The sequence below is a fragment of the Salinifilum aidingensis genome (assembly GCF_054782015.1).
In genome coordinates, this window is record NZ_BAAGTH010000007.1 from 178562 (window position 1) to 195822 (window position 17261).

Here is a 17261-nt window from a genome sequence, read left to right on the forward strand (position 1 = left end):
GTCAGAAAGGTGACCTCCGCGGGCGTGCACCGGTGCGGCCGGCGGACGCCGCCGAGGCCGCGGGAGGAGGCGCATGTCGACCGCGATCCTCGACCGGCGGCGGTCGTTCCCCGTCGGTCCGGCGCGCGTGCTCTCCGCGGTGGCCGGTGTCGTCACCGCCGGCGTGCTCCCCGTGTTCCTCGTCGGCGGCCTCGCCGTCCAGCTCCAGCACGACCTCGGCTTCGGCGCGGCGCTGCTCGGCATCGCCACCGCCGGTTTCTTCGGCGTGGCCGCGGCGGCCTCGCGCGGCATGGGGTGGTTCGTCGAACGCATCGGCGCGCGGCGCGGCATGCGCCTGGCCGCGCTGGGAAGCGGCGCGTGCCTGCTCGCGCTGGCGCCGGCCACCAACGAGGTCTGGCTGCTGGCGGTGCTGTGGCTCTCCGGGCTGCCGAACGCGCTGGGCCAACCCGCGTCGAACCTGCTCATCGCGCAGGGTGTCCCGCAGCACCGGCGCGGCACGGGATTCGGGGTCAAGCAGTCCTCCATCCCGGCGGCCACGCTGCTCGCCGGCATCGCCGTGCCCGCGATCGCGCTGACCATCGGGTGGCGCTGGGTGTTCGTCTCGGCCGGAGTGCTGGCCCTGCTCGCCGCCGCGGTCGTTCCCGGGGGGCCGCGGGCCGAGCGCTCCGCCACCGGGGGCGGAGCTCGGCGGGGACGTCCCGCGGGGCTGCTGCGCCCGCTGCTGCTGCTGGCGATCGCGGGCGGGCTCGCCTCGGCGGCCGCCAACGCGCTCGGCGCGTTCGTGACGACCACGGCGGTGGACGTCGGCTTCGCCCCCGCCGCGGCCGGGCTGGTGCTGTCCCTCGGTTCGCTGGTGGGCCTGTCCGTGCGCCTGCTCGCCGGGATCGCGGCCGACCGCACCGCACCGGACCTGGTGCGGGTGATCACGGTGATGCTCGTCGGCGGCTCGATCGGGTACGGCTGCATGGCGGTGCCCGTCCCCGCGGTGTTCCTCGTGGGCGTGGCCGTGGCGTTCGGCGCCGGGTGGGCCTGGCCGGGCCTGCTGAACTTCGCCGTGGCCACGATCGCCCCGGGCCGCGTCGCCAGCGCCACCTCGTTCACCCAGACCGGGATCTACCTCGGCGGCAGCCTCGGCCCGCTGCTGTTCGGCGTGCTGGCCCAGCACGGCGGGACCTCCTGGGCGTGGTGCGCCGCCGGTGCCGCCGCGCTCCTCGCCGCCGGGCTGCTGCTGTTCGTCCCGCGCTCGCGCGGTTGACCCGGCCGGGTGGGGTCCGGCCCGCGGCGTTGCCGTTGCTCGTGCGCGCGTACCAGGATGGAGCCGGTCTGCCGTCCGGGGACGGCTCGGGAGCGCACTGCGCCGCTGCTGGGGAACGAACCGGCCCGGTGAGCGGGGTCGCCCGGGCGGACGAGGCCGCCCGAGCGGACGAGGAGGACGCGTGACGCGAGTGCGCGGTGTCGTGGCCACGGGCAAGCAGCAACCGGCGCAGATCGTGGCGATCGAGGTACCCGACCCCGGTCCGGGAGAGGCCCTCGTCCGCGTGCAGGCCTGCGGGGTGTGCCACACGGACCTGAGCTACCGCGACGGCGGAGTCAGCGACGAGTACCCGTTCCTGCTGGGGCACGAGGCGGCCGGCGTGGTCGAGGCCGTCGGCGAGGGCGTCACCCAGCTCGCGCCCGGGGACTTCGCGGTGCTCAACTGGCGGGCCGTGTGCGGCGTCTGCCGCGCCTGCAAGCGCGGTCGTCCGCAGCTGTGCTTCGACACCCGCAACGCGCACCAGTCGATGACGCTCGAGGACGGCACCCCGCTGTCCCCGGCGCTGGGCATCGGAGCGTTCGCGGAGAAGACCCTGGTCCACGCCGGGCAGTGCACCAAGGTCGACCCGCAGGCCGACCCCGCGGTGGTCTGCCTGCTCGGTTGCGGCGTGATGGCCGGGATCGGCTCGGCGATGAACACCGGCCGGGTCGGCCCGTCGGACACGGTCGCCGTCATCGGCTGCGGCGGCGTCGGGGACGGTGCCATCGCCGGGGCGGACATCGCCGGTGCGCGGCGGATCATCGCCGTCGACAAGGACCCGCGCAAGCTCGACTGGGCGCGCGCGTTCGGCGCCACCCACGCGGTCAACGCCGGCCGGCAGGACACCCCCGCGGCGGTCCGGGAACTGAGCGGCGGGTTCGGCGCGGACGTGGTCATCGACGCGGTCGGAACACCGCAGACGTTCACCCAGGCGTTCTACGCGCGCGACTTCGCGGGCACCCTCGTGCTCGTCGGGGTTCCGCACCAGGACACGCGCCTGGACCTGGAGTTCCTCGACGTGTTCGCCCGCGGCGGTGCGGTCAAGCCGAGCTGGTACGGCGACTGCCTGCCGGAACGCGACTTCCCGATGTTGACCGAACTCCACGAACAAGGACGGCTGCCGTTGCAGGAATTCGTCAGCGAACGCATCGCGCTGGACGGGGTGGAGGACGCCTTCGCCAAGATGGAACGCGGGGAGGTCCTGCGCTCGGTGGTGGTGCTGTGATGGCCCCGCGCATCGACCACACCACGACCTCAGGGGTCTTCTCCCTCGACGGCCAGTCGTTCGACGTGGACAACAACGCCTGGGTGCTCGGCGACGAGCGGGAGTGCGTCGTCATCGACGTGCCGCACGACGCGCAGGCCGTCCGCGGTCTCGTCGGCGAGCGCACCGTGCGCGCCGTGCTGTGCACCCACGCGCACGACGACCACGTCCGCGCCGCGCCCGAGCTGGCCGACGCGGTCGGCGCGCCGCTGCACCTGCACCCGGACGACCTCGTGCTCTGGCGGATGACCCACCCGGACCGCGAACCCGACCGGGAACTGGCCGACGGGCAGCGGCTCGAACTCGCCGGCTCGACGATCGAGGTGGTGCACACCCCGGGGCACGCGCCCGGTGCGGTGTGCTTCTCCGCGCCCGAGCTGGGGACCGTCTTCACCGGCGACACGCTCTTCGCGGGCGGTCCGGGCGCGACCGGTCGGTCCTATTCGGACTTCGACGTGCTGATCGGCTCCATCCGCGACCGGTTGCTGTCCCTGCCCGGCAGCACCGTCGTGCGTCCCGGCCACGGCGAGAACGGCACGATCGGCCACGCGCGGGAGAACATCGCCGACTGGGCCGCCCGCGGCTGGTAGCCGAGGCGCTGCCCGGCCCGGCGGGCCCGTGCGGTGTAATGGGAGCATGAGCTCACAGGAACCGCTGCGGGTGGGACTGATCGGCTTCGGCGTGGCTGGCGGGGGCTTCCACGCCCCCCTGATCGCCGCCGATCCCGACCTGCGCCTCGACGTCGTGGTCACCGCCAACGCAGAACGCGCCGAGCAGGTGCGCACCCGGCACCCGGATGCCGAGGTCGTCGGCGACGTGGACGAGCTGCTGGCGCGCGGTGAGCGGCTCGACCTCGTCGTGGTCGCCAGCCCCAATCGCGCGCACTGCGCCCACACCCGCGCGGTGCTCGAAGCGGGCCTGCCCGCCGTGGTGGACAAGCCCTTCGTGCCCACCGCCGCCGAGGGGCGCGATCTCATCGACCTGGCCGGCCAGCGCGACCTGCTGCTGACCGTGTTCCAGAACCGCCGGTGGGACAACGACATGCGCACGGTGCGGTCCCTGGTGGAGGAGAACGCGCTCGGCGAGGTGCAACGGTTCGAATCCCGGTTCGAGCGCTGGGTGCCCACGCCCAAACCCGGCTGGCGGGAGTCCGGGGGCGCCGAGGAGGCCGGCGGCGTGCTCTACGACCTCGGCAGCCACCTCATCGACCAGGCGCTGACCTTGTTCGGACCGGTCGCCGCCGTGTACGCCGAGATCGACTACCGCCGCCCGGACGTCGAGGTCGACGACGACGCGTTCCTCGCGCTGACGCACACCAGCGGCGTGCGGTCCCACCTGTGGATGAGCAAGACGACCGCGCAGTCCGGTCCGCGGTTCCGCGTGCTCGGTTCCGAGGCGGGCTACGTCAAGAGCGGTTTCGACCCGCAGGAGGACGCGCTGCGCGCCGGGCACCGCCCCGACGGGGCGGACGACTGGGGCGCGGAACCGACCGAGTCGTGGGGCGTGCTCGGCACGGACCACGACCGGCGCCCGGTGCACACGCTGCGGGGCGACTACCCGGCGTTCTACAGCGCCGTCGCCCACGCGGTCCGCACCGGCGGAGCCCCACCGGTCGATCCGGCCGACGCGGTGGCCGGCCTGGACGTCGTCTCCGCCGCGCGCCGCGCCGCGGCGGAGACGACGGTGGAGCGCCTCGTGTGAGACCGGAAGCCCCCGTGCGGGACCGGAAGCCGCGGAGCGAGCGGATCACCGTCCCCGGGGGGCGGGTTCCGCGTTCACCGCGCCGCTTCCGGTTCGCCGGCCGCTGCCGGGGCGGGGGAGTGGTGGACGGTCACCGCGGTCAGCGCGTCGCGACCGGAGTCGCACTCGTCCGAGGACTGCTCCTGCTCGGCCGGGTGCTCGTCCTCCGGGGCACCTCCCTCCGCGTCCCACGGCGAGTCCTCCGCCGCCGCAGCGCCCTGCTCGGGGATCGCGCCGTCCTCCGCTTCGGGTGGTTCTCCGACCGGTTGCGAGGTGTCGACGGCGCTCGTGGTGCGGTCGATCAGGGAATACAGGCTTGCCGCCGTGATCGGGATGAGCCCGGCCAGGATGACGATCACGATATCCACCGCAGCCACTTCGCCTTTCACCTCACTTCGACCAGTCGTCGTGTTCACGGGAAACCCGACGCGATGACGTGATCATCCATTCGCGACCACGCTCGTCTATCGCAACGGGGAGGGGGAGTGTTACCGAACTTCGTTGGCCCGCACGCGGATTCACCGTCGAGGCGTTCTCCGGACAGCACGGCTCGCCTCGATGTTGCGGGGCGGTGGTCGACCGCCGCAGCACACACCGAGCTCCGTGAAATGTGAAAGTGATATCCGTTGGAACGGTTCGGCGAAGGCCGGAACAGTTCCCACTGTGCCATACAGCAATGTGCTGCGCCACCAGCGGGTTCGTCCGTTTGCGGTGGTCAGTGCGCCGCATTCGCCCCTATGCGCACTGCATTCGATTTGTCGCGCTCCGTGGCTCCCCGGGATGCGCGAGTGCGGTGGTGCACCGCTTTTCGCGGATTTCCGTTTCGCGAATAGTGCTTTTTGGCAAGGACTTTCGTCCTCCCGGCGCCGGCGGGCGACGTCCGGGACGTCCCCTCCGCTCCGCGGTGCGCGGTTTCGTCCGGTGAACGCGCGGCGAACTGCCGGCCGGGGCCTCGTGAACGCGGGGTGCGCCGCGCGGTGGTGAGCGCGCTCCTCGGAGCGGGTGCGCACCCCGGTTTCACCCCTCAGGGGTGATACGACTCACCCCCTCCTGAAGGTGCGGGCTCGTCGCGCCGCGCAGCTGCTCGCCGCAGCACCGGCAGCTGGTGACCGCGCCGCCCGGCGGCGCGCACCCGTTCGGGTGGGGCAGCGCGACCCCCGCCCGACCGGGCGTTCCGCGGTGCGTGCCACCGCACGCACCGCGGAACCGGTGCGGACTCACATCAGGGCGCACACCCCGTAGGCGGGCCGGTTCGGCGCCGCGGTGGGCTCCTGCTCGGGTGCGGTGCAGCCGGTGCGGGTGAACGTGCCGCCGACCTCGAGGTAGGTCTCCCAGTACTGCGGGGCCTCCGCGAAGTTCGGCTCCATCGTGCTCTGCCGCAGCGCCACGTCCGGCCGGTCGTTGCGGTCCAGCGACACCAGCGCCGCACCGCCCGCGGCCCCGGTGATCTCGTCGGTGACTTCGATGCCCCCGTTGCCGGTGAGCAGCAACGACTTCGCGCCGCTGGAGTGCGCTCCGGTGCTGTAGGTGATCGCGCAGCGCTGCGCGTCGTTCTCCCAGCCGCAGGCGGCGTCGGTGAGCACCTCGTGCTCCAGCGTCGTCGCGTCCTGTCGCGCGCCGTTCGCGTAGTAGACCAGGTGGCTGCTCAGCGAGTCCTCCGAACGCCAGCCGACCAGGCGGGCGCTGTTCGGCAGCTCCAGGTCCACGGCGCGCTCGCAGTCCGGGCCGCACTGCGGCGGCGGGGTGACCGCGGCCGTCTCGGCCGGGGCGGGGGCGGTCCCGACCGCCGGCTCCGCCGGGGCGGGGGCCGTCCCGACCGCGCTCGCGACCGGCGCGCACACCGTCGTCAGCGTTCCGGCCATGACCAACCCCACGCTCGTGGCGAATGCGCGGAAACGCATGCTGCTCCTCCTTCGACCGGCGCCCCGGTCGTCGCTCTCGTCTGCTCTCACCCGTCGAGACGGGATCGAGATCGCCGGGGTTGCTTCCGCCGCGCGGTCGTTACCGTTTCGTGTCCGAAACGACGCGCAGCGTCAGCGATCAGCATACGGTCCGGGCGGCGCGGTGTGATCACGCAGGAGGGTGTTCCTCCCGTTCCGGGTTTTCCACCGGAATGGAGCACCCCGCGGGGTCCGGTTTTTCCTGAATCGCATTCGGTATTGTGGTGTTTCCGCGAGGCGGACGACGAGGCGGCGGTGTCCGGCGACGCGCCGCCCGGTCCGACCCTCCCCGGCGGGAGGCCCGTCCCCGTAAGAGGGCGCGGCGCCGTCTCGTAGTATGCGTGATCCGGTGCCGGTCGCCGCGCGAGTCGGGAAGCGCCGACGAGGCGGAGCAGGGCATCGCCGGCGGACACCGAGAACGGGAGGTCCTGGGTGAATCGGCGGGGTTTTCTGCTCGCCGCGTCCGCGGCCGTCGTGGGCGGCGGCGTGACGCTGGGCTTGAACCGCACGTCCGCCGAGACCAGCGGAACGCTGCGCATGAACGTTCCCATGCGCAGCGAGATCCTGGGCATGGACGTGCTGCACACCGTGTACCTGCCGCCCGATCACTCCCCCGAGGACGCCCCGCCCGTGCTCTACCTGCTGCACGGCGGCACCACCGACGACAACACCACCTGGGCGCGCTCCGGTGACCTGAAGGCCACGCTGGACACGATGATCTCGGCCCGCCGCATCCCACCGGTGGCCGTGCTCTGCCCCGACGCCCGGCGCGACCCCAGCGCGCTCGCCGACCGGCAGCCCCGCACCTACTACATGAACGACCTGGACGGGCAGTTCCGCTGGGAGGACATGTTCGTCCGGGAGTTCATCCCGAAGCTGGAGGAGCACTACGGCGTCGGCGGGCACCAGGCCAAGCGTGCGATCTCGGGGTATTCCATGGGCGGCTACGGCGCCCTGCTGTACGCCACCCTGTACCCCTCGACGTTCGTCGCTGCGGCGGGCTTGAGCTCCTCGCACCGCACCGACGAGCAGCTCGTGGAGATGTCGCAGGAGCAGTACGAGCAGCTGTTCGGCGAGGCGTGGGGCTACGGCCTCGAAGGGGAGGAGCGGCTCAACGAGCACGAGCGGCACTACAACCTCGTCGACATCATCCACCGCACCCCGCCGGAGCGGCTGCGCACCACCGGTTTCTACCTCGACGTGGGCAGCAGCGACGAGCCCGCGCTCGCCGCCAACGCCGAGCTGCGCGAAGCCTTCACCGACCAGCGCGTCGACCACGAGTTCGCGACCCACCCGGGTGCGCACGACTGGGACTTCTGGCGCGGCGCGCTCAGCCGCGTGCTGGAGTTCGCGGCCCGCCGGTTCCCCGACTCCACCACCGGCAGCTTCCTGTTCGAAGGGCTGTGACGCGCGGACGAGCACGGCGGTGCGGGAACTCGGCGCCCGGTCGGTTCGTTGTCCGTGCATGACACCCGGTGACCGGCTCGGCGCCGTCGATCCGGAGACGGCCCGCGCCCGCCTGTCCGAGCAGCGCGCGGAGACCGGCGCGCGGATCGACGCGCTGCAGCGCCACGTGGCCTCGATCCTCGAGACCTCCGAGTGGACCAGCCACGACGACGAGCACGACCCCGAGGGCAGCACGCTGGCCTTCGAGCGCGCGCAGCTGCAGGGGTTGCTCGACGACGCGCGCCGCGAGCTGCGGGAGCTCGACGAGGCCGAGCGGCGCCTGCAGGCGGGCACGTACGGCACGTGCGAACGCTGCTCCGGCGCGATCGGTCCGCAGCGACTCGAGGCGCTGCCGGCCGCGCGCGTGTGCGTCTCCTGCGCCTCGGCGCGCCGCTGACGCCTGCTGCCCCGACCTCCCGCCCCGCACAGGGGCGGGAGCAGCGTGCTCGGGGGCCCTCCTCGCGCGGCGGCGCCGGAGAACCCCCAGCGGGGCGTGCTGCGCACGCGGGGAGGAGGCGGCTGCGCCGCTTGCCGGCGGACCGGTGCGGCCGAGCACGCGGCCGCCGATCCGCGGTCACCTAGGATGGGAAGGCAGCGCAGCACGCCGGAAGGAGACCGCGTGACCTCGGCCCGCCCGTCACCCGCGGGGCGCCACGACCCGCAGCGGTGCGAGTTCGCCAGCGACAACTACTCCGGGATCCACCCCGAGGTGCTGGAGGCGATCCAGCGGGCCAACGGGGGGCACCAGGTCGCCTACGGCGAGGACGTCTACAGCGCGCACCTGGGCGAGGTCTTCCGCGCCCGCTTCGGGGCGACCGCCGAGGCGTACTGCGTGTTCAACGGCACCGGGGCGAACGTCGTCGCGCTGCAGGCCATGACGGAGCGCTGGCAGTCGGTGCTGTGCGCCGAGGGCGCGCACATCAACACCGACGAGTGCGGTGCGCCCGAGCGGATCGGCGGGGTGAAACTGCTGCCCGTCCCGACCGAGGACGGCAAGCTCCGCCCGGAGGACGTCGACCGGTGCGCCGCCGGGATCGGCGACGCGCACCGGGCCCAGCCGGCGGTCGTGTCCCTCACCCAGCCCACCGAGGGCGGTGCCTGCTACTCGCCGGAGGAACTGCGGGCCCTGTGCACCCGCGCGCACGAGCGGGGCATGGCGGTGCACGTGGACGGCGCGCGGTTGCCGAACGCCGCCGCAGCGCTCGGCGCGGACCTGGCCGCGCTGACCGCTGACGCGGGCGTGGACGTCGTGTCGTTCGGCGGCACGAAGAACGGGACCATGTGCGGCGACGCGGTGGTCGTGCTCGCTCCCGGGGCAGTGCGCGGGGTCGAGTACCTGCGGAAGTCCTCGATGCAGCTGGCCTCGAAGATGCGGTTCCTGTCGGTGCAGTTCGAGGCATTGCTCGCCGGCGACCTGTGGTTGCGCAACGCCCGCCACGCCAACGCCATGGCCCGCAGGCTCGCCGACGCGGTGCGCGCGCTCCCCGGCGTGCGCCTGGTGCGCGAACCCGAGGTGAACTCGGTGTTCGCCGTGCTGCCGCGGGAGGTGACCGAACGCCTGCAGAAGCGCTTCCGCTTCTACACGTGGGACGAGCGCACCGGCGAAGTCCGCTGGATGACGACGTTCGACACCACCGAGTCCGCTGTGGACGAATTCGCCGCAGCGCTGGCCGAGGAGCTGCGCGCCCACGAGGCGCAGTAGCCCTCCCGCGGCCCGGGCGCCGCGTCCCCGCATCCCCGTGGTGCACCTCACCTGACCCCGTCTGCGCAGCTCAGCGGTTCCGCGGGCGGAGCTTTCAGCGCGTTCCCAGGTGGCTCGCACAGTCCTCGCACCTCCATCCGGCCTGCTGGGAGGTGTCGGACCGCAACAGGAACGAGGTGCGGGGATGGATCGCGCGAGAGCGGAAACCAGCGGGAGCACCACCGAGCGGGCTGACCGGCGAACGGCGACCGTCGACGTGGTGATCCCGGTCCACAACGAGGAACGGGCGCTGCCCGGCAGCGTGCGGACCCTGAGCGCCCACCTGGGCGAGCGGTTCCCGTTCCGCTGGAGCATCACGATCGCCGACAACGCCAGCACCGACCGCACGGCGCACGTGGCGCACGACCTGGCCGCCTCGCTGGCGAACGTGCGCGTGCTGCGCCTCGACCGGAAAGGGCGCGGACTCGCGCTGCGCACCGCCTGGGGCTACAGCGACGCCGACGTCGTCGCCTACATGGACGTCGACCTGTCCACCGGGCTCGACGCGCTGCTGCCGCTGGTCGCCCCGCTGGTCAACGGCCACTCCGACGTGGCGGTCGGGTCGCGCCTCGCGCCCGGGGCGCGCACCGTGCGCGGTGGCAAGCGGGAAATCGTCTCGCGCGGCTACAACGCGTTGATCCGGTGGACCCACGGCGCGCGGTTCACCGACGCGCAGTGCGGTTTCAAGGCCGCGCGGACCGCGGCGGTGCGGCCCGTGCTGGAGCGGGTCGTCGACGACTCGTGGTTCTTCGACACGGAACTGCTGCTGCTCGCCGAGCACAACGGGTTGCGCGTGCACGAGGTACCGGTGGAGTGGGTCGAGGACCTCGACTCCCGCGTGGAAGTCGCCAGAACCGCGTTCGACGACGTCAAAGGGCTGCTGCGGGTGGCGCGCGCCAAGGCGGGCGGAACCGCCCGCGTCCCCGGCCTTCCCGCGCGCGGCGCCCCCGAACCGGCGCATCCGCGGGCGGTGCTCGCCGAACGCTCCACCGGACTGCTGTGGCAGGTCTTCTCGTTCGGCGTCATCGGGGTGGTCTCCACGGCGATCACCGCAGCCGCCTACGCCGTGCTGCGCGCGTGGTGGCCCCCGCTGCTGGCGAACTTCGCCGCGCTCGTGGCGACCGCGCTGTGGAACACCGAGGCGAACCGCCGGTACACGTTCCTGCGGCGGTCCGCGCCCTCGGGCAGGGCGCACCTGCAGGGGCTGGTGGTGTTCGCCCTGCACTTCCTCGTCACCTCCGGGGCGCTGCTGCTCCTGCGCGGATTCGCGCCGGACGCCCCGCGGGTGCTGGAAGTGCTCGTGGTCGTCGTCTCCTCGGTGCTCGGCACGGGGCTGCGCTTCGTGCTGCTGCGCTCGTGGGTGTTCGCCTCGAAGGACGAGGGGGAAGTGTGACAGCGGTTTCGGAAACGCCGGGCGCCGCGCGGCAGCGGTGCGGACGGCGGAGCGGACCGCCCCGGTGGGAACCGTGGGCGCTGGTGGCGGTCTGCGCGCTCGCCGGTGCGCTGTACCTGTGGGGCATCGGCGACTCGTGGGGCAACACCTACTACTCGGCGGCCGTGCGCTCGATGTCGCAGAGCTTCGAGAACTTCTTCTTCGGGTCCTTCGACGCGGCCGGCGTGATCACAGTGGACAAACCGCCGATGGCGCTGTGGTTGCAGGTGCTGTCGGTGCACCTGCTCGGGTTCAACGCGGTCGCCGTGCTGCTGCCGCAGGCGCTCGCGGGCGTCGCCGCGGTGTTCGCGCTGCACCGCACCGTGCGCCGGTGGGCCGGCGAGCACGCAGCGCTGCTGGCGGCACTGGTGCTCGCGCTCACCCCGATCACCGTGGTGATCAACCGGGACAACAACCCGGACACGCTGCTGGTGCTGCTCGTGCTGCTGGCCGCCTACGCGCTCACGCGCGCGCTCGACTCGCAGCGCTCCACGGCGTGGTTGGCGCTGGCCGCGTTCCTCGTCGGCTGCGGATTCCTGACGAAGATGCTGCAGGCGTGGATGGTGCTGCCCGCGTTCATCGCGGCCTTCCTCGTCGGCAGCCGCTCCTCCTGGCCGCGCAGGGCCCTCGATCTCGGTGCCGCAGCGGTGGTGCTGGTGGTGAGCTCGTTCTGGTGGGTCGCCGCGACCGCGCTGTGGCCGGAACCGAAACCGTGGATCGGCGGCAGCAGCGACGGCTCGGCCTGGGACCTCGTGTTCGGCTACAACGGTTTCGGACGCGTCCTCGGCGGCCGGGGGCAAGGTCCCGGCGGCGGGTTCTCCGGCGAGCCGGGCGCGCTGCGGCTGGCGAACGAGCAGCTCGGCGGGCAGATCTCCTGGCTGCTGCCGCTGTGCCTGCTGGTGCTCCTCGCGGTCGGCGCGTCCGGGCTGCGCCACCGCGCGGCCGGGCGCGAGCGCATCGCCGGCTGGGTGCTGTGGGGCGGCTGGTTCGGCACGCTCGTGCTCGCGTTCAGCTTCGCCTCGGGGACCGTGCACCCGTACTACACGACGATGCTCGCTCCCGCGGTGGGCGCGATCACCGGCGCCGGGACCGTGCGGTTCTGGCGCTGGTACCGCGAGCCGCGGGGCGCGTCCTGGCTGCTGCTGCCCGCGGCGACCGCGGTGACCGCGGCGTGGGCGTTCGCCCTCGTCGCGCGCGATCCCGACTGGCACGGCTGGGCCGGGTACCTCGCGCTGGCGCTGGCCGCTGCCGCCGTCGCGCTGCTCCTGCTGCGCGGGGAGCGGCCGGCGCGTGCGGGCCTGGCGGTGGCGCTGGCGGCGGTGCTGTGCGTGCCCGCGGTGTGGTCGGCCGAGGGGGCGTTCGGCGGTGGTTCCGCCATGGGCGGGACGAACCCGACCGCGGGTCCGGGGACCGCGGCGGTGCCCGGTGGGTCCGGAGGCGGTCCGCCGGCAGCACCGCGATCCGCGAACGGGCAGCGGTCCGGCGATCCCGGAGGCGGCCCGTCCGGCGGGAGGCCCGCGGCGGACGGCTCGCTCAGCGGGCAGCAGCGCGCGGTCCTCCACCACGTCCAGCGGCGCGCGGCCGATGCCGAGGTCCCGCTGGCCGTTGAAGGCGGTGCGATGACCGCCGCGCCGTTCGCGCTCAACTCCGGGACGACCGTGGTCGGCATGGGCGGCTTCACGGGGAGTGACGACGCGCCTTCCGCGGAGCAGCTCGGCAGCTGGCAGCGGGCGGGCGAACTCGGATTCGTCCTGCTCGGCGGCGGCCCCGGAGGCGGCGCCCCGGGAGGCGGTCCCGGTGGACCGGGCGGCGACTCCGGCGATCGCAGCCCCGGCCGGCGGGGCGCAGCTCCGTCCTCGTCGGACGGTCCGGGCGGCGGGGGTCCGGGTGGCGGAGAGGCCGCCGAGCAGCGCCGGCAGTGGGTGCAGCAGCACTGCGCACCGGTCGATCCCGCCTCCTACGGAGGTTCGAGCGCGGCGGGCGGGGACTCCACGAACCCCTCCGGGAGCGGTCTCGAGCTGTACTCCTGCCGCTGACGCGGGTGGCCGCCCGCGGCTCCCGCGCCGCGGGCGGCCGCGCACGTGCGGTCCCCGCGACCGCCGGCGCGGAACCGCGGAGGGCGCCGTCCTCCACCGCCCGGAACCGGTGCGGCCGATCCGGGCGCTCCCGGCACCCGCGCACTCAGAGCCCGGGCACCCAGGCACCTTCCAGCGACCGTTCAGCGCTCGTTCAGGGAACTGCCCCACACTGGTGTGCGTGACCGACGTGAGCGCACGAGTCCTCGCCGTCGACGACGAGCCCAGCATCCTCGAACTGCTCACCGCAGCGCTGCAGCTGAGCGGGTTCGAGGTGCGCGGTGCGGCGACGGGGCGGGAGGCCCTGCAGGCGGCCCGCGAGTTCCGACCGGACATCATCGTGCTGGACGTCGTGCTGCCGGACCAGGACGGGTTCTCCGTGGCGAGCCACCTGCGCAGCACCAACCAGCACGTCCCCGTGCTGTTCCTCACCGCGCGCGATGCGGTGGAGGACCGCATCGCCGGCCTCACCGCCGGCGGCGACGACTACGTCACCAAACCGTTCAGCCTGGACGAGGTCGTCCTGCGGTTGCGGGCGATCCTGCGCCGCGTGCAGCCCGCGCAGGAGGCGGACCCGCGGCTGCGCTACCACGACCTGGAGCTCGACGAGGACACCTACGAGGTGCGCCGCGGCGGGCGCCCGGTGGACCTCTCGCCGACCGAGTTCAAGCTCCTGCGCTACCTGCTGGTCAACGCGGAGAAGGTGGTCAGCAAGATCCAGATCCTCGACCGCGTGTGGAACTACGAGTTCGGCGGCGACGGGCGCATCGTCGAGTCCTACATCAGCTACCTGCGCCGCAAGGCCGACACCGGCGAACCGCCGCTGATCCACACGGTCCGGGGGGTCGGGTACGTGCTGCGCCTGCCGCGGGACGGCGCATGAGCGGTGGACGGGGACGTCGCCGGGCGCTGTGACGGGGAGGAGCTGTGCGAGTGCTGAGGACGTTGCGCGGTCGGCTCGTGCTGAGCGTGCTGGGCGTGACGGTCGTGGGGTTGGTCGTCGCCGGCTTCGCCAGCGTCGGCCTGCTCGAGCGCTCGTTGGTGGCGCGCGTGGACGAACAGCTGATCAACATGTCCCGCCCCTGGGAGGAAGGCCGCGGCGAACCGCCGCCCCCGCCGCGGCCGCCCGCCGCGGAGCACGAGCTGCCCACGGACTTCCGCGTGCTGTTCTTCGACTCCGGCGGGCGCCTGACCGGCATGACCGGTCAGTCCGCATCGGACCGGACGGGGCCGGACCTGCAGCGCCCCACGGGTCCGGGCATCACCACGGTTCCCGGCCGCACGGGCGAGTCGGGGTGGCGCGTGCGCACGTTGGACGTGCCCGGCGGGCGGACGATCGCGCTGGCCCTGTCGCTGCGCACCGCCGAGCAGACGGTGCACCAGCTGATCATCATCGAGCTGGTCGTCGGGGGCGGTGTGCTCCTCGTGCTGGCGATCGCCGCCGCCACCGTGATCCGCATCGGGTTGCGCCCGCTGACGCGCATCGAGCGGACCGCGGACGCCATCGCGGCGGGTGATCACGACCGCCGCGTGCAGGACCAGGATCCGCGCACCGAAACCGGGCGGCTCGGCAACGCGTTGAACGCCATGCTCGAACAGCTCGTCGACGCGCTGCAGCAGCGGGAGAAGTCCGAGCAGCGGCTGCGCCGGTTCGTCGCCGACGCCTCCCACGAACTGCGCACCCCGCTGACGTCGATCCGCGGTTTCGCCGAGCTGCACCGGCGCAGCGAACCCGGTCCCGACGACGCGCGGCAGATGATGTCCCGGATCGAGCACCAGGCGCAGCGCATGAGCGACCTCGTCGAGGACCTGCTGCTGCTGGCGCGGCTCGACCGGGAGCGCTCGCTCGAACTCGCCGAACTCGACCTGCTCGGCGTGGCGCGCGACGCCGCGGACGACGCCCGGGCCCGCGACCCGGAGCGCGCGGTCGACGTCGACGCCGAGGGCTCGGTCCGCGTGCTCGGCGACGGGGGGCGCGTCCGCCAGATCGCCACCAACCTGGTCACCAACGCCCTGGTGCACACCGCGCCCGGCACGCCCGTGCGCCTGGCGGTGCGGCAGGGCGCGGCCGACCCGTCGGCGCTCGCCGCCGCCGGAGCCGACCTCGCGGCGGGCGAACCGATGGGCGTGCTCGAAGTCGCCGACAGCGGTCCCGGCATCCCGCCCGAGGAGGCGGGGCGCGTCTTCGACCGCTTCTACCGCGTGGACCCCGGCCGCCCGGGCAGCACCGGTCTCGGCCTGGCGATCACGGCGGCCCTGGTCGAGGCGCACAGCGGTCGGGTCGAACTGCACGGCGGTGAGCACGGCGGCAGCGTGTTCCGCCTGCTGCTGCCGCTGCCGTGAGGAGTGTGCTGCCGCACACCCGGGGGCGGTTCGTCCCGGTGCGGCGGGACCATCGAACGGACCGACGACGTGCCCGGGCTCGGACGGTGGCAGGGCCCGGGCGATGGTTTGGAGAGCGATGAGCACGGAGACCGGTGAGCAGGTAACCGCGATCGAGTACTACTGGCGCCCCGGGTGCCCCTTCTGCATGGCGCTGGAGAGCTCGCTGCGCAGCAGCGGGCTGCCGCGGCAGGAGGTCAACATCTGGGAGGACCCGCAGGCAGCCGCGCGGGTGCGCGAGGCCACCGGCGGGGACGAGATCGTCCCCACCGTCTTCGTCGGTGCCCGGGCGCTGGTCAACCCGAGCCTGCAGCAGGTCGAGGACGCCGTGCGCGAGAACGCCCCGCACCTGCTCGACGCGGAGCAGCGCCCCGGCCAGGGCTGAGGGGCCGCAGATCGGTCGTCGACCCCTTCGGGGGTGGCCCGCGGGCGGTGACCGGCCGCGGCGCTCGCCGTGCGAGGGAGGGTCGGAGGTGGTGAGCTGACCCGGGTGGCCGCCGTCGAGCAGCCGGAGGTGCTGCGATGCCCGCGGAGCAGGTCGATGTCGTGGTCGTCGGGATGGGTCCGGGCGGCGAGGAGGTCGCCGCGCGGCTGGCTCGGGCCGGGTTGCGCGTGGTCGGGGTGGACCGCCGGCTCGTGGGCGGGGAGTGCCCCTACTTCGCCTGCATCCCCACGAAGATGATGGTCCGCGCCGCGGACGCGCTGGCCGAGGCGCGGCGCGTGGCCGATCTGGCGGGCGGCGCCGACGTGGTGCCCGACTGGACCCCCGTCGCCGACCGCATCCGCGACGAGGCCACCACGGATTGGGACGACCGCGCCGCCGTGGAGCGCTTCGAAGGCACCGGCGGGCGGTTCCTGCGCGGAACCGGGCGGATCACCGCGCCGGGGGAGGTCACCGTGTCCGGGCCGGAGACGACGACGGTGCTGCGCGCGGAGCGCGCGATCGTGCTCAACCCGGGCAGCGAGCCCGCCGTTCCGCCGGTCCCCGGGCTGGCGGGCACGCCGTACTGGACCAACCGCGAGGCGGTGCGGGCGTCCGCCGCGCCCGGGTCGCTGGCCGTGCTCGGCGGCGGACCGGTCGGCGCCGAGTTCGCCCAGGTCTTCGCGCGGTTCGGCACCGCCGTGACGGTGCTGGAGGCCGCGCCGCGGCTGCTGGCCGCGGGGGAACCGGAGGCCTCGGAGTCGATCACCGAGGTGTTCGACGGCGAAGGCATCGCCGTGCACACGGGCGAAACCGTGAACCACGTCCACCACCGCGACGGGAGGTTCGGCCTCGACCTCGAATCGGGGTACGCGCTGTGGGCCGACCAGCTGCTGGTGGCCACCGGTCGCCGCACGGACCTGGCCGAGCTCGGCGTCGCCGCGCTCGGCCTCGACGAGTCCGCGACCTCCCTCGACGTCGACCCGCGGATGCGCGTCGCCGACGGCGTGTGGGCCATCGGCGACGCCACGGGCAAGGGCGCGTTCACGCACATCTCGACCTACCAGGCCCGCATCGCCGCCGCCGACATCCTCGGGGAGGAACCGGAGGGCGCGGACTACCGCGCGGCGCCCGCGGTGACCTTCACCGACCCGGAGGTCGGCGCGGTGGGAACGACCGAGGAGCACGCCCGGCAGCGCTGGCCGCGCATCCGCACCGCCGTGACCGCCGTTCCCGCCTCCGCGCGGGGGTGGATCCACAAGACCGGCAACCAGGGGGTCGTCAAGCTCGTCGCCGATGCCGACCGCGGGGTGCTCGTCGGCGCCACCGCCGTCGCCCCGGCTGCGGGGGAGGTGCTGGGGCTGCTGGCCCTGGCGATCCACGCCGAGGAGCCCCTGCAGCACCTGCGGCGGCTGATCTTCGCCTACCCGACGTTCCACCGGGCCGTGGAGGCGGCGCTCGACGATCTCCTCGGGTGACGACCGGGGCAGGTGTGGCAGAGCGCGGCAGCGGGTAACAGCTGGTGG

General features: G+C 73.8%; 15 protein-coding genes. 13 read left to right on the top strand and 2 right to left on the bottom strand.

Annotation, left to right across the window (positions count from 1 at the left end; all coding sequences use genetic code 11):
- Nucleotides 1-73: 73 nt before the first annotated feature.
- The 4 genes from ACYVJE_RS11740 (at nt 74) to ACYVJE_RS11755 (ending at nt 4259) form a co-directional block, all read left to right on the top strand.
- Complete coding sequence (locus ACYVJE_RS11740; RefSeq protein ID WP_459159086.1) at nt 74-1255, top strand: MFS transporter; 1182 nt, start codon at nt 74-76, stop codon at nt 1253-1255.
- A gap of 181 nt (nt 1256-1436) precedes the next feature.
- Entirely contained in the window at nt 1437-2519 is a 1083-nt protein-coding gene (locus ACYVJE_RS11745; protein ID WP_461144454.1) for an S-(hydroxymethyl)mycothiol dehydrogenase, read from the top strand.
- Nucleotides 2519-3148, top strand: a complete 630-nt coding sequence (locus tag ACYVJE_RS11750; protein WP_459159088.1) for an MBL fold metallo-hydrolase — start codon at nt 2519-2521, stop codon at nt 3146-3148. Before ACYVJE_RS11745 ends, ACYVJE_RS11750 begins: the two co-directional genes overlap by 1 nt.
- A gap of 46 nt (nt 3149-3194) precedes the next feature.
- A complete protein-coding gene (locus tag ACYVJE_RS11755) occupies nt 3195-4259 on the top strand; it encodes a Gfo/Idh/MocA family protein (RefSeq protein WP_461144455.1) in 1065 nt (354 codons plus the stop codon).
- 74 nt (nt 4260-4333) lie between these two features.
- On the opposite strand, the gene ACYVJE_RS11760 is transcribed toward ACYVJE_RS11755, so the two are convergent.
- Both ACYVJE_RS11760 and ACYVJE_RS11765 read right to left on the bottom strand, forming a co-directional pair.
- Nucleotides 4334-4675 (bottom strand): hypothetical protein, encoded by a 342-nt coding sequence (locus ACYVJE_RS11760; protein ID WP_461144456.1) that lies wholly within the window; start codon nt 4673-4675, stop codon nt 4334-4336.
- 840 nt (nt 4676-5515) lie between these two features.
- Nucleotides 5516-6199 (bottom strand): hypothetical protein, encoded by a 684-nt coding sequence (locus ACYVJE_RS11765; protein ID WP_461144457.1) that lies wholly within the window; start codon nt 6197-6199, stop codon nt 5516-5518.
- 471 nt (nt 6200-6670) lie between these two features.
- Between ACYVJE_RS11765 and ACYVJE_RS11770 the strand changes: the two genes are divergently transcribed.
- From ACYVJE_RS11770 to ACYVJE_RS11810, 9 genes are all read left to right on the top strand, one after another.
- The gene (locus ACYVJE_RS11770; RefSeq protein ID WP_461144458.1) at nt 6671-7645 is read left to right on the top strand and encodes an alpha/beta hydrolase; all 975 of its coding nucleotides are present in this window, start codon (nt 6671-6673) and stop codon (nt 7643-7645) included.
- A 58-nt stretch (nt 7646-7703) separates the two neighbouring features.
- Nucleotides 7704-8081 carry a TraR/DksA family transcriptional regulator gene (locus tag ACYVJE_RS11775; protein WP_461144459.1) on the top strand — a complete coding sequence of 126 codons (378 nt, stop codon included), beginning with the start codon at nt 7704-7706 and terminating at the stop codon, nt 8079-8081.
- Nucleotides 8082-8303: 222 nt separating this feature from the next.
- Nucleotides 8304-9386 (top strand): threonine aldolase family protein, encoded by a 1083-nt coding sequence (locus ACYVJE_RS11780; protein ID WP_461144460.1) that lies wholly within the window; start codon nt 8304-8306, stop codon nt 9384-9386.
- Between the two features lie 184 nt (nt 9387-9570).
- Nucleotides 9571-10818 carry a bifunctional glycosyltransferase family 2/GtrA family protein gene (locus tag ACYVJE_RS11785; protein ID WP_461144461.1) on the top strand — a complete coding sequence of 416 codons (1248 nt, stop codon included), beginning with the start codon at nt 9571-9573 and terminating at the stop codon, nt 10816-10818.
- An 83-nt stretch (nt 10819-10901) separates the two neighbouring features.
- Nucleotides 10902-12893 (top strand): ArnT family glycosyltransferase, encoded by a 1992-nt coding sequence (locus ACYVJE_RS11790; protein WP_461144462.1) that lies wholly within the window; start codon nt 10902-10904, stop codon nt 12891-12893.
- A 220-nt stretch (nt 12894-13113) separates the two neighbouring features.
- Nucleotides 13114-13815 carry a response regulator transcription factor gene (locus ACYVJE_RS11795; protein WP_461144463.1) on the top strand — a complete coding sequence of 234 codons (702 nt, stop codon included), beginning with the start codon at nt 13114-13116 and terminating at the stop codon, nt 13813-13815.
- 50 nt (nt 13816-13865) lie between these two features.
- Complete coding sequence (locus ACYVJE_RS11800) at nt 13866-15275, top strand: sensor histidine kinase (protein ID WP_461144464.1); 1410 nt, start codon at nt 13866-13868, stop codon at nt 15273-15275.
- Between the two features lie 118 nt (nt 15276-15393).
- The gene (locus ACYVJE_RS11805; protein ID WP_459159097.1) at nt 15394-15699 is read left to right on the top strand and encodes a glutaredoxin domain-containing protein; all 306 of its coding nucleotides are present in this window, start codon (nt 15394-15396) and stop codon (nt 15697-15699) included.
- A 137-nt stretch (nt 15700-15836) separates the two neighbouring features.
- The gene (locus tag ACYVJE_RS11810) at nt 15837-17213 is read left to right on the top strand and encodes a dihydrolipoyl dehydrogenase family protein (RefSeq protein WP_461144465.1); all 1377 of its coding nucleotides are present in this window, start codon (nt 15837-15839) and stop codon (nt 17211-17213) included.
- The last annotated feature ends 48 nt before the right edge of the window (nt 17214-17261 follow it).